The organism is Nonomuraea sp. MTCD27 (assembly GCF_041950495.1).
Lineage (GTDB): Bacteria > Actinomycetota > Actinomycetes > Streptosporangiales > Streptosporangiaceae > Nonomuraea.
Map to the genome: position 1 here is coordinate 426,795 of NZ_JBGNUW010000004.1, position 15,021 is coordinate 441,815.

The window sequence follows — 15,021 nt, forward strand, 5'->3', positions numbered from 1 at the left end:
TGGATACGCTGAAATCATGACTGCCCTTGGCCGAAGCCGCCCCACCCACGTGCTGGCCAATGCGCCGTTCCGACGGCTCTGGACGGCCATGTCGGTGTGCAGTCTGGGTGACTGGCTCAACCTCCTGGCGCTCACGGCCCTGGCCGGAAACCTCACTCAGGGCGACTACCGCGTGCAGTCGCTGGCCGTCGGCGGCGTGTTCGTCGCCAAGATGTTGCCGGCGGTGCTGCTCGGGCCGCTCGCCGGCGTGTTCGCCGACCGGTTCGACCGGCGGCTGACGATGTTCACGGCCGACCTGGCCAGGTTCGCGGTGGTGCTGTCGATCCCGTTCGTCAACAGCTACCAGTGGGTCATCATCGCGACCGTCCTGGTCGAGTGCGTCAACCTGTTCTGGGTGCCGGCCAAGGACGCGACGGTGCCCAACCTGGTGCCCAAGGCGCAACTCGAGGCGGCCAACCAGCTCAACCTGCTGGTCACGTACGGCACCGCGCCGATCGCGGCCATGCTGTTCGCCGCGCTGTCGGTGGCGGGCGACCTGGTCACCGGCATGGTGCCGTTCCTGGCCGGCCGCGACGCCACCGGGCTGGCGCTGGTCGTCAACGCGTGCGCGTACCTCGTGTCGGCGTTCCTGATCTTCACCCTGCGGGACATCCCCAAGCGCGACGGCGCGATCTCCACGCCCTCCGTGCTGAAGCAGGTGGTCGAGGGCTGGCGGTTCGTGGGCGGCAACCGGCTGGTGCGCGGCCTGGTCATCGGCATGCTCGGGGCGTTCGCCGCGGGCGGGGCCGTGGTGGGTGTGGCGAAGGTCTACGTGGTGGCGCTCGGCGGCGGTGACGCGGCCTACGGCGTGGTGTTCGGGGCGGTCTTCGTCGGCATGGCGCTGGGCATGTTCTTCGGGCTCAGGCTGCTGCGCGAGCTGTCCCGGCGGCGGCTGTTCGGGCTGGCCATCACCGTCGCGGGCCTGGTGCTGGTGGCGATCGCGCTGGTGCACAACCTGGTGATCGTGGTCATGCTGACCGTGGTGCTGGGGGCGTGCGCGGGGATCGCCTGGATCATCGGCTACACGCTGATCGGGCTCGAGGTCGAGGACTCGCTGCGGGGCCGTACGTTCTCGTTCCTGCAGTCCACCGCGCGGGTGACCCTGCTGTTCGTGGTCTCCGTGGCCAACCCGCTGGGCGCGCTCTTCGGGGTGCACGTGCTGGGGCTGGGCGAGTTCAGCTACCGGTTCGACGGGACCAACCTGGTGCTGGTGATCGGCGGCGTGCTCGCGATGGGTGTCGGCGTGCTGGCGCTGCGGCACATGGACGACAGGAAGGGCGTCTCCCTGTCGGCCGACCTGATCGCGGCGGTGCGCGGCGAGCGCTTCCCCACCGAGGCGGCCGAGCACGTGCCCGGGCTGTTCGTGGCGTTCGAGGGCGGCGAGGGGTCGGGCAAGACCACCCAGTCGCGGCTGATCGCCATCTGGCTGCGCGACCAGGGCTTCGACGTCGTGCAGACGCGCGAGCCGGGCTCCACCAAGGTGGGCATGCGGTTGCGCGCCATCCTGCTCGACGCGGCCGAGCGGGGGCTGTCGGCGCGTTCCGAGGCCCTCCTGTACGCCGCCGACCGGGCCGAGCACGTGGAGAAGGTGATCAGGCCGGCCCTCTACCGGGGCTCGCTCGTGGTCACCGACCGCTACGTCGACTCCTCGCTGGCCTACCAGGGCGCGGGGCGGGCGCTCGACCCCAAGGACGTGTCGAAGATCAATGCCTGGGCGACCGGCGGGCTGGTGCCGCACCTGACCGTGCTCATCGACACCCCGCCCGAGGTGGGGCTGACCCGGCTGGGCGGGGCGGCCGACCGGATCGAGTCCGAGCCGCTGGAGTTCCACGAGCGGGTGCGCAAGGAGTTCAGGTCGCTGGCGGCGGCGGCGCCCGAGCGTTACCTCGTCGTGGACGGCACGCTGCCGCAGGATGTGATCACCCGGCAGATCCAGGACCGGATCAGGGAGATCCTGCCCGACCCGGTGCCGCGCGAGTCGGAGGACATCACCGGCACGATGCCCGCCATCCGCGACTAGCCGCCACTCGTCCCCTCGTAAGGTGAAGTGCAACTAGCCTTACGTCGTGACGGTTTTCGATGACCTCGTAGGACAGGACCAGGCGACAGCCGTGCTGTCGCGTGCCGCGACGGCGGCCGGCGAGGTCGTCGCCGGGGGGCGCGGCGCCGGCATGACGCACGCCTGGCTGTTCACCGGCCCGCCGGGCTCGGGCCGGGAGGACGCCGCCCGCGCCTTCGCCGCGGCGCTCATGTGTCGCGACGGCGGCTGCGGCCACTGCGACCAGTGCCACCAGGTGCTCATCGGCTCGCATCCCGACCTGGAGTCCGTACGCCCCGAAGGGCTCTCCTACAGCGTCAAGCAGACCAGGGAGCTGATCCTGCGCGCGGCCGGGGCGCCGACGCAGGGGCGGTGGCGGGTCATCCTGTTCGAGGACGCCGACCGGGCCACGGAGTCGGCCGCGAACGCCCTGCTCAAGGCCATCGAGGAGCCGCCGCCGCGGACGGTCTGGCTGCTGTGCGCGCCCGCCCCCGACGACCTGATGATCACCATCCGGTCGCGCTGCCGCATGGTCAACCTGACCACCCCCGCCACGGAGGCCGTCGCCCACGTGCTGGCCACCCGCGACAGCGTGCCCTGGGACACCGCCAGGTTCGCCGCGCGGGCCGCCCAGGGGCACATCAGCCGCGCGCGCGCCCTCGCGCTGGACGAGGGCGTCAGGGCGCGGCGGGAGGCGGTGCTGAGCATCCCGCGCTCGCTGACCGGCGTCGGTGAGTGCGTCACCGCCGCGGAGCGGCTGGTGAAGACGGCCGAGGAGGAGGCCGCCGCCGCCACGGCCCTGCTCAACGACAGCGAGACGTCGGAGCTGCGCAAGCTGTACGGGGAGGGGTCCACGGGCAAGGGGCTCAACCGGGGGTTGGTGCGCGGCGGGGCCGGGGCGCTGAAGGAGCTGGAGGACCGGCAGAAGTCGCGGGCCACGCGGATCAAGCGTGACTCGCTGGACGCGGCGTTGCTGGAGCTGGTGTCGTTCTATCGGGACGTGCTGACGATGCAGTTCGGGGCGGCCGGGGTGGAGCTGGCCAACGACGACATCCGCTTCGACCTGGATCAGCTGGCCAAGTCGTCCACGCCCGAAGAGACGTTGCGGCGGATCGACGCGATCATGCAGTGCAGGGAGCGGTTGGCGGCGAACGTCAATCCGCAGATGGCCGTCGAGGCGATGATGCTGGCACTGCGGCCCTGAGCCAGACGAGTAAGTCCTGAGCGGCCGCGGTATGAGCGCGTGGTTCGTGAAGACTGATCCCAGCAGCCTTCCCACCGCGTTGTACGTCAGCAGCGGCGGCCGGGCCGGCCGGACGAAGCTGAGCGTGGCGTACGGGATCGGCTTGCGGACGCCACTTCCGGGCGTGTGGGCGCAGAAGCAGCGGTAAGCGGCGACCCGGCACCCCCGGCCAGGGCCGCGCGTACGCGGTGTGGGTGGGCATGGCTCCCGTCCACAGGGTGCGCTCATCGGGACGGCCCGGTGCGGTGAGAGGCCGAAGATAACCGTGTGACCCGAGCAGCAGATGAGGCCGACAGGCGTCTCTGTTATGTGGAAGTCGAACTGCTCACCCAACAAGAAGACCTGGCGCGGCGGCGGGTCGATGTGGCGTCGATCTTCGCCGAGCACCACGTCGGCCTCGTGCGGCTGGCCCTCATCATGGTCGGCGATCAGGCGACTGCGGAAGACGTCGTGCAGGAGGCGTTCGCGCGCACCCACGCCGGCCGGGCGAGGTTGCGCGATGGCGACAAGGCCCTCGCTTATGTGCGTTCCGCGGTGCTCAACGGGTGCCGGTCGGTGCTGCGCAGGCGGGCGACGGTGTTCCGGCGGGCGGTGCCGTACGAACCGCCTGTCTGGTCGGCGGAGAGTGCCGCGCTGATGGGCGAGGAGCGGCGGGAGGTCATGCTGGCGCTGCGCCGGCTGCCGCGGAGGCAGCGGGAGGCGCTGACGTTGCGCTACTACTTCGATCTCCCGGATCAGGAGATCGCGGAGACGATGGGGATCAGCGCGAGCACGGCCAGGTCCACGATCGCGCGGGGGCTGGCGGCTCTCGGCCGAGCGCTTGGGGAGGATTCATGAACAGCCCTGTGGAAGACCGACTGCGGGAGGCCCTCGTCGAGGCCGGGGCGACGGTGGACATCGGCACGCTGCGGCCGCTGCGGGTGCCGGAGCGGCGCAGGTCCCGGGTGGACTTCCGGTTGGTGACCGTGGCGGTGGCCGTGGTGCTCGCGGGGGCGGCCACCGCCGTGGTGCTGCGCGGTGGCCCAGGGGCCGAGGACCGCGCGGTGGCGGCGGACCCGCCGGCCCAGAGCGGCGGGACGGAGATGACCGTCTTCCTGTGTACGAAGTCGGCGCCGAAGGAGTCGCCCTGCCAGGGCCGCGCCGCCAGCCGTGAGCAGGTCAGCGCGATCGAGCGCGCGTTGCACCAGTCGCAGCAGGTCGACAGCGTGTTCTTCGTGGACCAGGCGACGGCCTACGAGAACTTCAAGAAGACCTTCGCGCACAACACGTCACTGACGGGTGAGATCAAGGTCACCGACCTGCCGGCCGCGTTCAGATTGAAGACCAGGCACGATGGCGACCGGCGGCAGGTGAAGGAGTCGCTCCGGGGGCTCGGCGGGATCCAGCACGTCGCCGACCAGGCCGAGTCCGACGTCCGCCCGCAGACCGAGGCCGGCCGGAGTTGGCAGATCAGTGTCTTCCTGTGCTCGAAGGGGGCGAGCCTGCCGTCGTGCGGCGGGGAGAGCGTGAACGGAAAGAACGGCGAGCCGGTGGTCACCAAGGAGGGAAAGGGCGCGACGGTGGCCCAGAAGACGGCGATCCAGAAGTTGATCGAGAGCATGCCCGGGGTGGAGGAGGTCCTCTTCGAGGATCAGGCGTCGGCGTTCAAGAACTTCCAGCAGGCGTTCGAGGACAACGAGGCGTTGATCAAGGCGACCAAGGTGGAGGACATGCCGGAGAGGTTCAGGATCAGGCTCACAGCGGCGTTCGACGGGCAGGACCTGGTCAGTGAGCTGAAGCGGCAACCGGGGGTGGCCCAGGTGCTCTACCAGCCGTGCACGGACGACCGGCTGGCGCTGGCCGACAACTTCGGCCTGCTCCTTCCTGACAGCAAGGTGTGCCCCGCCGGGAAGTGATCACCGAAGATCCGGGCCGGCACCCCTGACCGCCGGCCCACGGACACACGTAATGTGGCAAGGAAGGCAGCCAGTTACCCCTAGGCCGTCAGGAGGCGAGCTCGAGCCCATGGGAATGATCATGGCCGTGAGCTTCACCCGCTACGGGAGGCTCTACTACCTCGATCCCGGCGAGCACAGCCCCAAAGTGGGCGACAAGGTGCTCGTGCCGACGGACTCAGGTCCCGAGGTGGCGGAGTGTGTGTGGGCGCCGCAATACACGAGCGAGGACATCGACGGTTTGCCGGTGTGCGCAGGTTTGGCGGGAGAGGAGCACCTGGGCCGCGACGAGACCAACAAGCGCCGCAGGGCCGAGGCACGCAGCGTGTCCAAACGGTTGATCAAGCGGCACACGCTGCCGATGAAGGTCGTCGGCATCGACTACCTCGACGAGGACAACGTCTACACGGTCTACTTCTCGGCGCCGCATCGGGTGGATTTCCGTGCCTTGGTGCGCGACCTGGCCCGCAACCTCCGGGCCAGGGTCGAGCTGCGGCAGATCGGGCCCAGGGACGAGGCGCGGCTCCAGGGCGGCATCGGCCCCTGCGGCCGTGACCTGTGCTGCGCCACGTTCCTGAAGGACTTCGAGCCCGTTTCCGTACGCATGGCCAAGGACCAGGACCTCCCGGTCAACCCGCTGCGGATCGCGGGAGCGTGCGGGCGGCTCATGTGCTGCCTGAAGTACGAGCACCCGTTGTACGTCGAGACCCGCAACAGAATGCCCAGGGCCGGAAGCCGCGTGAGCACCCCTGTAGGGGACGGGACCGTGGTGGGGCACAACGTGCCGTCGGACACGGTGACGGTGCGCCTCGACGACGGTGGACGGCGCTGTGCGTGCCCCTCAGCGTCGGTGTGCTCGCCGCGCATCCAGCACGAGACGATGTACGGCAAGGAGCAGGATTCGACCGGTCAGCACCCCTCCGGTGAGGGCTGAGGGCAGCGTTGTCGGCGCGAGGCGGTTCGTTGATCTACGAGCGCCGCCGGCCCGTTGTCATGTGAAGCGAGGCGGAGGGAGGCTCGTTTTCCCGCGGGCAGGGATGCGGGACGCGCTACGGCGATGGGGAGCCCGGGGCTGCGGGCCTTGGTACGGAAACGTCAAGGCCCTCGACGGTTTGCGCGCGGGTCCATCGAGGGCCGGACTAATGCCGTGCTCAGGCTGTTTTCAGCACCCGTCGCGGTTGTTCCAGCTACCCACTGTCGTCCACCAGGGTCCAGCGCTTTCGGGTGGAAGAGCTCCGCTGCTCTTCTGACGCCCCACTCGAACGGTGATCTGACAGATACGTTGCCCGGTGGACGGGAGGCTTACCGAAACCCACTTGTCCACGCCGTTGCACTCCAGACGCGTGTGCGTCTGCACAGGTTCGTAGCCGAACTCGTCGACCCAGCCTGCTGCACAGTATCCGTCCGTGGCGAAGTCCTTGAGCCAGAACGAGACGGTGACTCGCGCGCCGTAGTCGGTCCAGTACAGTTCGCCTTCGCCGAGGCGGGCGACGTTCCGCCACACGCCATTTACGTAGCCTGCGTGAAGCGTGTACGGGATTGAATCCCGGTGCCAGGAGTCGGCGGCGGTGAATGCGGCGGCTGGGCTGCTTCCGAAGACAGGCAACGCGACACATGCCGCTAACACGAGCCGAATGATCGAACGCATTCTCATCCCCTCGTAGATCGTGAACCCCGTTCTTCCTGGGATCGTCCACGGGGGCCGCGCCCTTGTCCATGTCTTTCGGTTGTGGCCGAAAGACCCAGCTCCGGGCAGGTCAGAGCCAGGAACGCGCCAACGCGGCGTACTTACGGCGCCGTAAGGCCGGCATAGGGCGCCGTACCAGGTATGCCGACGGCCTGAATGGCGAACTTCATTGAAAATGCTATTGAATAGCAATTCTCCAACGAAACAGTCAGAGGGTTCGTCACCCACCCATGGATGGCCGCTCATGCTCAGGATCTATTTCACGAGCGAGGACATCGCGCGGACCAGGATCGCCGCCGGGGCGGACCCGCTGTGGGAACTGGTCCTGAGCCTGCAGATGCTCAGACCGCAGCGAGGCGACCTGCTGTTCACCGCATGGCGCCAGGAGGCATGCAAGGCGGTACGGCACGCAAAGCTCGGAAAGGTACGGGGCCTGCTGCTGACCTTGACCCCGAACGTGGGCTATTTCCCGGACTTCTTGAACCCCATCCAGGCGATACACGGTCTGGATCACGGTATTGAGGCGCTTCGCACCACTCCCATCCCGATGCTCAAGCGGGACGTCGGCCGCCTCGCCGCCACGCGTCGGCTACCCGACAGTGCGTGGCGCCTGGCCACCGGCGAACCTGCCGTGATTGCCGACCTGACCGAGGCCATGCGTACCTGCTACGACCTGATCGTCATGCCCTACCGGCGCAGTATCGACGCCGCCCTGGAGAAAGACCGCCGGATCCGTACCTCCGCCCTGGCCACCGGCGGTGTGGAAGGAATGCTGGCCGGCCTGCGCCCGATGATGACCTGGTCAGCCGGCGAACTCCGCATCCCCGGACACCGCCACCAGGAGCTTCACCTTCGCGGCCGAGGATTGCTGCTCATCCCGTCGTACTTCTGCGTCAGCGGACCACTGACGATGTTCGATCCCGATCTGCCGCCGGTGTTGATCTACCCTGTCGTGCGCGGGCCGGACGCCTTGCCGTCGCGCACCTCGATGGTGTCAGCCGCGCTCGGAGCGCTGATCGGATCGACCCGGGCTGCGGTGCTGGATGCCATCGGCATGCGCGAGGGGATGAGCACAACTGCGCTGGCCCGCCACTTGAGCATCTCCCCGGCCTCGGCCAGCGAGCACACCACCGTCCTGCGGCAGTCCGGATTGATCTCCAGCCATCGCGACTTCAACCGGACGCTGCATCGCCTGACCGGACTCGGTCGCGCGCTGTTGGACACCAACAGTTAGCGCGCCAGCAGGCTCCTCATGAACGATGACGCCGAACGTGGCGACGGAGCCGTACCGTCAGCGGCGGGTCGGGGAGAGGTGGGTGCTCTGCTTCGGCGTGCGGACCGGCGGCCGTTGCTGACCGAGATCCTTTGGCGGGCGTTCAGGGGGACGGGCCGCTCCTGCTCCACAACCGTTCCCTGACCGCGAAGGGGGCCGGGCCGATGCTGGTCATCGGCACCGAGCGCGATCCGGCCACGCCTTACAAGTGGGCCGGGGGTTGGCCGGCGAACTGGGGTCGGGTGTGCTGCTGAGGTACGGAGGCGACGGGCACACCGCGTACCTCAACGGGTCGCGGTGTGTGGCCGACACCTGGTGGCGGGGGTGGCGCCGGAGGGCGAGGCGATCTGTCCTGGCATCGGATGATCGGTGGGAGCGAGAACCCCCCGGGCTCCTGTAGACTCTTTCACGCTGCACGGCAGATGCCGCCTTAGCTCAGTCGGCCAGAGCACTTCACTCGTAATGAAGGGGTCTGGGGTTCGAATCCCCAAGGCGGCTCACAGTTCGAAGGCCCTCCCGGATGATCCGGGAGGGCCTTTTGCGTGGGCGTCGGCGGCCACTTCGGTGATCGAGGGCGTTACGCCTTGAGGAGTTGCTCGCTCAGCTCCCACAGCCGTCGTGCCGAGTCCGGGTCGACGGCGTGCGGTACGACGTCGGACGGGATGTCGTCCTCGGTGCCGAAGTTGATGGGTCTCGGGGTGTCCAGTGGGGAGATGTCGTTGTCCTTCAGGTAGACACCGCCGATGTCGGCGAGCAGTGGGCTGGTGGCGGCGAAGACGCTGGTACTGGCGCCCTGCTGGGGTGTCTTCTTCTCGCGGTCGGGGTCGATGATCGGCCGGCCGGCGGCGTCGATCAGGCCCATGGCGCGCAGCGCGTCCTCGGTTATCGACGGGGCCAGGTTCGTGCCGACGACGATGCCCGGGTGGACGGCGTAGCCGCGGATTCCGTCCGCGGCCCATCGGCGGTCCAGCTCGACGGCGAACAGGACGTTGGCGGTCTTCGACTGGCCGTAGCCGAGCATGCCGTCGTAGCCGGTGGTGAAGTGCGGGTCGTCCCAGCGGATGTCGGAGAGCCGGTGGCCGCCGGACGTCACGTTGACGACTCGGGCGCCGTGAGCGGCGCGCAGGGCGGGGAGCAGGCCCAGGGTCAGCTGGAAGTGGCCGAGATGGTTGGTCGCGAACTGTGATTCGTAGCCGCGCGCGTCTCGGACCAGCGGGACGGCCATGATGCCGGCGTTGTTGATCAGGATGTGGAGCGGACGAGCGGAATCGAGGTAGCGGGTGGCGAAGGCGTCGATCGACGTCGGGTCGAGGAGGTCCAGCCGGCCGACCTCGACGCGCTCGATCCCGGCCAGCGCGGGGGCGGCACGGTCCGGGTTCCGCGACCCCACGGTGACGGACGCGCCGGCCTTGCTGAGCGCACGCGTGGTCTCCAGGCCGAGCCCGACGTGGCCGCCGGTGATGACGACGTTCCGGCCGGAAAGGTCGATGCCCTTGAGCACCTCGTCAGCTGTCGATGCCGCGGTGAAGCCGGATCCGATGGGGTACTGGTTCTTGGTCATGTCACCACTCTGCGCGTGGTCGCTCGTACTTTGAATCTTTGACGGTCCGGTTTTCTTGCGCGATAGTACGGAAATGGTCGTCGATCAGCTGTCCGAGGTGTTCGACCTCGTCGAGGTCCGTGGTCTGCTGTCGGGTGGTTTCGCGGCGCGGGGGCCCTGGGTGTCGCGTACCGCCGTCGAGGATCCGCTGAAGCTCCTCGCGGTGGTGTGCGGGCGCGGGCGGCTGACCGCCGACGGCATCGAGGGGCCGGTCGAGCTCGGACCGGGCGACGTCGCCATCCTGAACAACCGGTCGTGGCTGCGGCTCGAGGGCGGCACGGGCGACGGGCCGCCCCGCGAGATCGTGCCTGAGGAGGGCTTTTCCTTCACCCGCTTCGTCGGCGCCGACTGCGGTACCGACGACGTCGTCATCGGCGGGCGCGTCGACCTCAACCCGGCCGGTCGGACCCTGCTCCTGCAGGCGCTTCCGCCGGTGGGGGTGGTCCGGGCATCGGCTGCCGCGGCGTCGAGTCTGCGCGGCACGCTCGACCGGCTGTTCGAGGAGGTGATCGCGAACCGGATGGGTTCGGCGTTCGCGATCCGGCAGTACGGCCAGCTCCTGCTGCTCGAGGTGCTGCGCGCGTACGTCGACCAGGCCGAGCTGCCCCCGGGATGGCTACGGGTGCTGACCGACGAGCGGTTGCGCCCGGCGCTCGGCCTCATGCACGCCGAACCCGGAAGGCACTGGGGTCTGGAGGAACTGGCGCGGGCCGCGGCGATGTCGCGGACGTCGTTCGCCGAACGCTTCCGGACCGTGGCGGGCGTACCGCCGCTGACCTATCTCAACCGCTGGCGGATGCTGCTGGCGCAGCGGGCTCTTCGTGACGGCGATGTCCGCGTCGGGTCGCTGGCGGCCGAGCTGGGGTACGCGTCGGAGAGTGCCTTCAGCACCGCGTTCAAGCGGGAGGTGGGGGTGTCGCCGCTGCGCTACCGGTACCGGGTGCGGGGTGAACTGTCGGGGCGCGCCGGTTAGGTGTCGGTACGGCCATCTCGAGGCATGCGCGCTGAGCCCAAGTCGGGGGTCAGTCCTGTTTGGGGCTGGAGCGGCGCTTGCGGGGGGCGGCGGAGCGGGGTGGCTGGGCGCGCATGTGGTCGCGTACGCGGGTCATGATGTCGCCGAGCCGGCGTACGTCGTCGTCGGTCAGGGGGTCGAACAGCAGGCGGCGGGAGAGCTGGACGTGACCCGGCAGGACGCGTTCGAGCAGGGCGCGGCCCTCGTCGGTGATGGTGACCAGGGTGGCGCGTTCGTCCTCCGGGGTGGCGCCGCGGGTGATGAGGCCGGCCTTCTCCAGCAGGCCGGCTTGGTAGGTCAGGCCGCTGCGGCTGTAGACGACGCCGTCGGCCAGTTGCGTCATGGTCAGGGGGCCGTCGGCGTGGTGGAGGCGGGCCAGGAGCGTGAACTGCACGTAGCTGATGTCGCCGTCGGCGCGTAGCTGCTGCTCGACCTGGTGCTCAAGGAGGCTGACGGCCTCTCTCAGCACGAAGTAGGCCCCCAGCTGCTGGGGGTCGAGCGGCTGGACGTCATCGGCGCCGGCGTCATCGGCCTGTTGGATCACTCTTCCATCGTATCTGTTTTGAATTCGTAGCACTGTGACGAGTGTCACCCCTCTCAAAGGTATTGCTTTGAACTCGAAGCACGTTACCGTCATCATGCGCTTCAAATTCGAAGCACCAAGCGGAGGAGAGATCATGAAGGCAGTGCGTTACCACTCCTACGGCGACAGCGACGTCCTGGTCCACGAGGAGGCCGACCGTCCGGTGGCCGGTGCGGGGGAGGTCGTGGTGAAGGTGGCCGGCACCTCGTTCAATCCGGTGGACGTCGCGATCCGGGCCGGTTATCTGCGGGAGGTGTTCCCGCTGGCTCTCCCGCACGTGCCGAACTTCGACGTGGCCGGGGTCGTCGCCGAGGTCGGCGAGGGGGTGACCGGCTGGAAGGCCGGGGACGCGGTGGTGGCGTTCCTGCCGATGACCGCGCCCGGCGCCGCCGCCGAGTACGTCGCCGCGCCCGCCGGGACGCTGGCCGCCGCCCCCCGTACCGGTGACCTGGCCGACGCCGCCGCCCTGCCCGCGGCCGGGCTGACGGCGTGGCAGTCGTTGTTCGAGCACGCCGGTCTGGAGGCCGGGCAGACGATTCTGATCAACGGCGCGGGCGGTGCCGTCGGCGGGTACGCCGTCCAGCTGGCCAAGCAGGCCGGTGCGACCGTGACCGCCACGGCCGGCCCGCGCAGCCTCGACCGCGTGCGCTCCTATCGTGCCGATCGCATCGTCGACTACACGGCCACCCCGCTGCCGCAGGCGGTGGCCGGGCAGCGGTTCGACGCGGTGCTGAACCTGGTGTCCACCGGCCCGGAGGAGACGGCGGCGCTGGTGGAGCTGGTCGCTGACGGCGGGGTCTTCGTCAGCACCACCACCCCGGGGCCCGAGGACGCCGGACGGAGGGTGCGTACGGTGCGGGTCTTCGTGCGCAGCGATGCCGCCCAGCTCGCCGAGCTCGTCGCCCGGGTCGACGCCGGGGATCTGAGGATCGACGTCGCCGGGCGACGGACGCTGGCCGACCTGCCCGCCGTGCACGACGAGGCCGCGGCCGGACGGCTGGCCGGCAAGACCGTCCTGACCCCCTGACCGATACGGGAGCGCAACGGCGGCGCGTTTCTCATGTACCTGTCATGTACAAGGCGTTAGGTCTTAACTACTATCCGTAACGAACGATAGTTGTTCGCATACACATCGAGGAGGTTTCGGATGCGTGTATCGCCCCGTAAGGTAGCCGCGCTGATCGCCGTCGCCGGTGGCATGACCCTGCCCGCCACAGCCGCCCACGCCGTCGTCGATCCCGCGAAGGTCCAGGTCCTGGAGTCGGCCAGCAAGGTGGATCCCATCCTGATGACCAACTGCACGACCGGCGGCGCCGCGGATCCCGTCGCCGCCGTGACCGTCCCGCCCGAGGTCCCGCTCGTGGGCTGCCTCACGCTCTGACCGGTCGGCGGTGCCATGCCCCGGGCGGAAGGTGGCCGGGGCATGGCGGGGTGATGAGAGCCTAGAGGCCCTCCTCTGCCGCGGGCGGGACGGTGAAGGTCTGCTTGAGCAGCCAGTCCGCGTACGCGTTCAGGCCGTGCGTGAAGTAGGAGCGGTTCGTGAAGCGCTCGGAGGAGAAGTCCGTCACCTCTTCCCCGTCGAGCAGGACCAGATGATCCTTGGGGTCCCGCAGCTCGCCGATCTGTCGGCAGGTGGTGCCGTGCCGGGCGGCCAGGGCCATCAGCGCGTCGAGCCGGCCGGGTGGCGTGGTGACGACGAGCTCCCAGTTGCCCCACGCCAGCATGAGGCTGCGGGGGTCGACACGCAGCGCCTCGGCCACGTACGCGACGGGCGCCGACGGGGTCAGCAGCGCCTGGTCGAGGTGGACGGACCCGCCGTTGCGGCGGGCCAGCTCCACCAGGCAGCCGCTCACACCGTCGGAGGCGTCCATGCAGGCCGTGACCAGCCCCTCGGCCGCCAGCGCCATGCCGATCTCCACCTTGGCGGAGGGCCGGTAGAGGGCCTGGTCGAGGGCACGTGAATGCTGGGGGTCGAGACCGTCGAGCCGTACGTCGCGCAGCCGGGCGAGCACGGCGGACCAGAAGAGGCCCATGTCCCCGAGGACGCACACCAGGTCGCCGGTGCTCGCGCCCGTCCTGGCGAGCGCGGTCCCGCGAGGGACGGTGCCCACGGCGGTGCCCGTCGCCGTGAAGACGTCGCCGTCCTTGATGTTGCCGCCGAGGACGGGGCAGCCCCACTCCTCGCCGGCCTCCTCGAGCCCGTCGAGGAACCGGTTGTAGTCGGTCATCGGCATGTCGGCCGGCATCACCGTCGAGACCAGCAGACCGGCGGGCCTGGCGCCCATCGCCGCCAGGTCGCTCACGTTGATGAGCACGGTGAGCCGGCCGTAGTGCCAGTAGTCGACGGGTTTCCCGTCGAGGTGCTGTTCGAGGAGGCAGACGACGGGGGTCGGGCACGGGTCCATGGTCATGACGATGTCGTGACCGGCGGGGACGGGCGCGAGCGTGGCGCAGTCGTCGGACTGGATGCCGAAGCGGGGCAGGACGACGTCTTCGAGGATGGCGCGCTCGCCGTACTGTGCGAGGGTCGCGCCGGGACGCAGGTTCATTTCACGGGCCAAGGAAGGGTAGTAGGGAGCCGAGTGTGTCATGGTGGAGTCGCACACTGTCGTGTCGCACGAAGCGTTCCTGCCACCGGAAGGGCCCGGTGTCGCCGGTCGTCCGCAACGCGATCTGGCGCAGCAGCTGGCTCGTGACCACCGGTCCCAGGTGTGCCACCTGGGCTGTTCCGGCCTCCTCCAGATAAATGTACGGCGCTCGCACGTCGTGCGGGGAGGTGACCCGGGTCCGGCTCACCGGAAGTCGGCCTTCCGCCAGGAACGCGTCCAGCTCGTCGCCGATGGAGCCGACCAGCGCGGCCGGCAGGCAGTGCAGGTGCGCGTGGTCGACGCAGTTGCCGCCGCCGGACGGCTGGGCCGGGCCGTGCTCGACGAAGACCGTGTCGGAGCCGTCGTAGGCGGCCCGGAACAGCTCTCGTACGCGGTTCTTCGCCGATTCGACGACGTCGATGAGGCCCGGGTCGGCGCTCGCCAGCGCGGTGAGGTGCTCGGTGGTGACGATGAGGAGATGCCCGGGCGCGACGGGCGCGAGGTCGGGCATGACGAAGACGTTGTCGTCGCCCCACAGCACCCCGGCCGCGCCGGGCAGGCCCGCGACGCTGTTCATCCGGAACCGGAGCGGGTGGCAGAAGACGCAGTGCTCGTCGCCGTGGGCGCCGTCCGCGAGGTCCGGGGCGGTGGCCACGAACGACTGGCCCGCTCCGCCGGGTCGCGGGCGCAGCCCGAGGCGGTCGGCCTCGGCGAGCATCGAGTCGTGCAGGTCGGTCGCGTCCGCCGTGTGCACGCCGATCACGCCTTCGGCACGCACCGTACGGGCCATCTCGCCGAGCAGCTTCTCCGGGTTGGGGGTGTCCGCTTCGACGTGGAGCCAGGCGCCGGCGAAGGCGGCGGCCGGGTAGGGGAGCTTGGAGTCGCCGAGAGGGGCGCGTCTCAGCGAGCGCGGGTGCCCCGGCGAATTCGATCCCGACCACTGCGCATGATGGGCTACATATCGCCCATCTGCCATCAATTGTGCCGCATCATCGTGGTGGCCGCCTATCATGACCACATCTCC

At 69.5% G+C, this 15,021-nt stretch carries 15 protein-coding genes and 1 tRNA gene; 11 read left to right on the forward strand and 5 right to left on the reverse strand.

Annotated elements, in window-relative coordinates:
- Positions 1-16 precede the first annotated feature (16 nt).
- From tmk to ACBJ59_RS14225, 5 genes are all read left to right on the forward strand, one after another.
- Positions 17-2,059, forward strand: a complete 2,043-nt coding sequence (tmk, locus tag ACBJ59_RS14205; protein ID WP_375110623.1) for a dTMP kinase — start codon at positions 17-19, stop codon at positions 2,057-2,059.
- Between the two features lie 46 nt (positions 2,060-2,105).
- A complete protein-coding gene (locus ACBJ59_RS14210; protein ID WP_375110625.1) occupies positions 2,106-3,281 on the forward strand; it encodes a DNA polymerase III subunit delta' in 1,176 nt (391 codons plus the stop codon).
- A gap of 348 nt (positions 3,282-3,629) precedes the next feature.
- Positions 3,630-4,157, forward strand: coding sequence for a SigE family RNA polymerase sigma factor (locus ACBJ59_RS14215; protein ID WP_375110626.1), 528 nt, complete (start codon positions 3,630-3,632; stop codon positions 4,155-4,157).
- A complete protein-coding gene (locus tag ACBJ59_RS14220; protein WP_375110627.1) occupies positions 4,154-5,215 on the forward strand; it encodes a permease-like cell division protein FtsX in 1,062 nt (353 codons plus the stop codon). The genes ACBJ59_RS14215 and ACBJ59_RS14220 overlap by 4 nt, the downstream gene beginning before the upstream one ends.
- Before the next feature lie 109 nt (positions 5,216-5,324).
- Entirely contained in the window at positions 5,325-6,188 is an 864-nt protein-coding gene (locus ACBJ59_RS14225) for a stage 0 sporulation family protein (protein WP_375110628.1), read from the forward strand.
- A 228-nt stretch (positions 6,189-6,416) separates the two neighbouring features.
- On the opposite strand, the gene ACBJ59_RS14230 is transcribed toward ACBJ59_RS14225, so the two are convergent.
- Positions 6,417-6,902 carry a hypothetical protein gene (locus tag ACBJ59_RS14230; RefSeq protein WP_375110629.1) on the reverse strand — a complete coding sequence of 162 codons (486 nt, stop codon included), beginning with the start codon at positions 6,900-6,902 and terminating at the stop codon, positions 6,417-6,419.
- Positions 6,903-7,185: 283 nt separating this feature from the next.
- Between ACBJ59_RS14230 and ACBJ59_RS14235 the strand changes: the two genes are divergently transcribed.
- The 3 genes from ACBJ59_RS14235 to ACBJ59_RS14245 all read left to right on the forward strand — a co-directional run bounded on the left by ACBJ59_RS14235 (position 7,186) and on the right by ACBJ59_RS14245 (position 8,712).
- Positions 7,186-8,175 (forward strand): ArsR/SmtB family transcription factor, encoded by a 990-nt coding sequence (locus ACBJ59_RS14235; RefSeq protein WP_375110630.1) that lies wholly within the window; start codon positions 7,186-7,188, stop codon positions 8,173-8,175.
- A 203-nt stretch (positions 8,176-8,378) separates the two neighbouring features.
- Positions 8,379-8,468 (forward strand): hypothetical protein, encoded by a 90-nt coding sequence (locus tag ACBJ59_RS14240; RefSeq protein ID WP_375110631.1) that lies wholly within the window; start codon positions 8,379-8,381, stop codon positions 8,466-8,468.
- A 170-nt stretch (positions 8,469-8,638) separates the two neighbouring features.
- Positions 8,639-8,712 (forward strand) — tRNA-Thr (locus tag ACBJ59_RS14245).
- 79 nt (positions 8,713-8,791) lie between these two features.
- Here ACBJ59_RS14245 and ACBJ59_RS14250 read toward each other — a convergent pair.
- Positions 8,792-9,775, reverse strand: a complete 984-nt coding sequence (locus ACBJ59_RS14250; RefSeq protein WP_375110632.1) for an SDR family NAD(P)-dependent oxidoreductase — start codon at positions 9,773-9,775, stop codon at positions 8,792-8,794.
- A gap of 73 nt (positions 9,776-9,848) precedes the next feature.
- Here ACBJ59_RS14250 and ACBJ59_RS14255 point away from each other — a divergent pair, with 73 nt between their 5' ends.
- Entirely contained in the window at positions 9,849-10,787 is a 939-nt protein-coding gene (locus ACBJ59_RS14255; RefSeq protein ID WP_375110633.1) for an AraC family transcriptional regulator, read from the forward strand.
- A gap of 49 nt (positions 10,788-10,836) precedes the next feature.
- Here the strand turns inward: ACBJ59_RS14255 and ACBJ59_RS14260 are convergent, their stop codons facing one another.
- Positions 10,837-11,370 (reverse strand): MarR family winged helix-turn-helix transcriptional regulator, encoded by a 534-nt coding sequence (locus tag ACBJ59_RS14260; RefSeq protein ID WP_375110634.1) that lies wholly within the window; start codon positions 11,368-11,370, stop codon positions 10,837-10,839.
- Between the two features lie 133 nt (positions 11,371-11,503).
- Between ACBJ59_RS14260 and ACBJ59_RS14265 the strand changes: the two genes are divergently transcribed.
- Positions 11,504-12,436 carry an NADP-dependent oxidoreductase gene (locus tag ACBJ59_RS14265; protein WP_375110636.1) on the forward strand — a complete coding sequence of 311 codons (933 nt, stop codon included), beginning with the start codon at positions 11,504-11,506 and terminating at the stop codon, positions 12,434-12,436.
- A 120-nt stretch (positions 12,437-12,556) separates the two neighbouring features.
- Entirely contained in the window at positions 12,557-12,790 is a 234-nt protein-coding gene (locus ACBJ59_RS14270; RefSeq protein WP_364115867.1) for a hypothetical protein, read from the forward strand.
- Between the two features lie 61 nt (positions 12,791-12,851).
- On the opposite strand, the gene ACBJ59_RS14275 is transcribed toward ACBJ59_RS14270, so the two are convergent.
- Together ACBJ59_RS14275 and ACBJ59_RS14280 are read right to left on the reverse strand one after the other, a co-directional pair.
- Positions 12,852-13,970, reverse strand: a complete 1,119-nt coding sequence (locus ACBJ59_RS14275; RefSeq protein WP_375110637.1) for a thiamine-monophosphate kinase — start codon at positions 13,968-13,970, stop codon at positions 12,852-12,854.
- Positions 13,960-14,973: an HIT family protein gene (locus tag ACBJ59_RS14280; protein ID WP_375110638.1), complete on the reverse strand. Its 1,014-nt coding sequence runs from the start codon at positions 14,971-14,973 to the stop codon at positions 13,960-13,962. The genes ACBJ59_RS14275 and ACBJ59_RS14280 overlap by 11 nt, the downstream gene beginning before the upstream one ends.
- Positions 14,974-15,021: the final 48 nt, after the last annotated feature.

Bases quoted from the DNA above. Each gene is read 5' to 3' on its own strand.
- tmk (WP_375110623.1), top strand. From the start codon at position 17: ATGACTGCCCTTGGCCGAAGCCGCCCCACCCACGTGCTGGCCAATGCG.
- ACBJ59_RS14220 (WP_375110627.1), top strand. From the start codon at position 4,154: ATGAACAGCCCTGTGGAAGACCGACTGCGGGAGGCCCTCGTCGAGGCC.
- ACBJ59_RS14225 (WP_375110628.1), top strand. From the start codon at position 5,325: ATGGGAATGATCATGGCCGTGAGCTTCACCCGCTACGGGAGGCTCTAC.
- ACBJ59_RS14230 (WP_375110629.1), bottom strand. From the start codon at position 6,902: ATGCGTTCGATCATTCGGCTCGTGTTAGCGGCATGTGTCGCGTTGCCT.
- ACBJ59_RS14235 (WP_375110630.1), top strand. From the start codon at position 7,186: ATGCTCAGGATCTATTTCACGAGCGAGGACATCGCGCGGACCAGGATC.
- ACBJ59_RS14240 (WP_375110631.1), top strand. From the start codon at position 8,379: ATGCTGGTCATCGGCACCGAGCGCGATCCGGCCACGCCTTACAAGTGG.
- ACBJ59_RS14250 (WP_375110632.1), bottom strand. From the start codon at position 9,775: ATGACCAAGAACCAGTACCCCATCGGATCCGGCTTCACCGCGGCATCG.
- ACBJ59_RS14255 (WP_375110633.1), top strand. From the start codon at position 9,849: ATGGTCGTCGATCAGCTGTCCGAGGTGTTCGACCTCGTCGAGGTCCGT.
- ACBJ59_RS14265 (WP_375110636.1), top strand. From the start codon at position 11,504: ATGAAGGCAGTGCGTTACCACTCCTACGGCGACAGCGACGTCCTGGTC.
- ACBJ59_RS14270 (WP_364115867.1), top strand. From the start codon at position 12,557: ATGCGTGTATCGCCCCGTAAGGTAGCCGCGCTGATCGCCGTCGCCGGT.
- ACBJ59_RS14280 (WP_375110638.1), bottom strand. From the start codon at position 14,973: ATGGCAGATGGGCGATATGTAGCCCATCATGCGCAGTGGTCGGGATCG.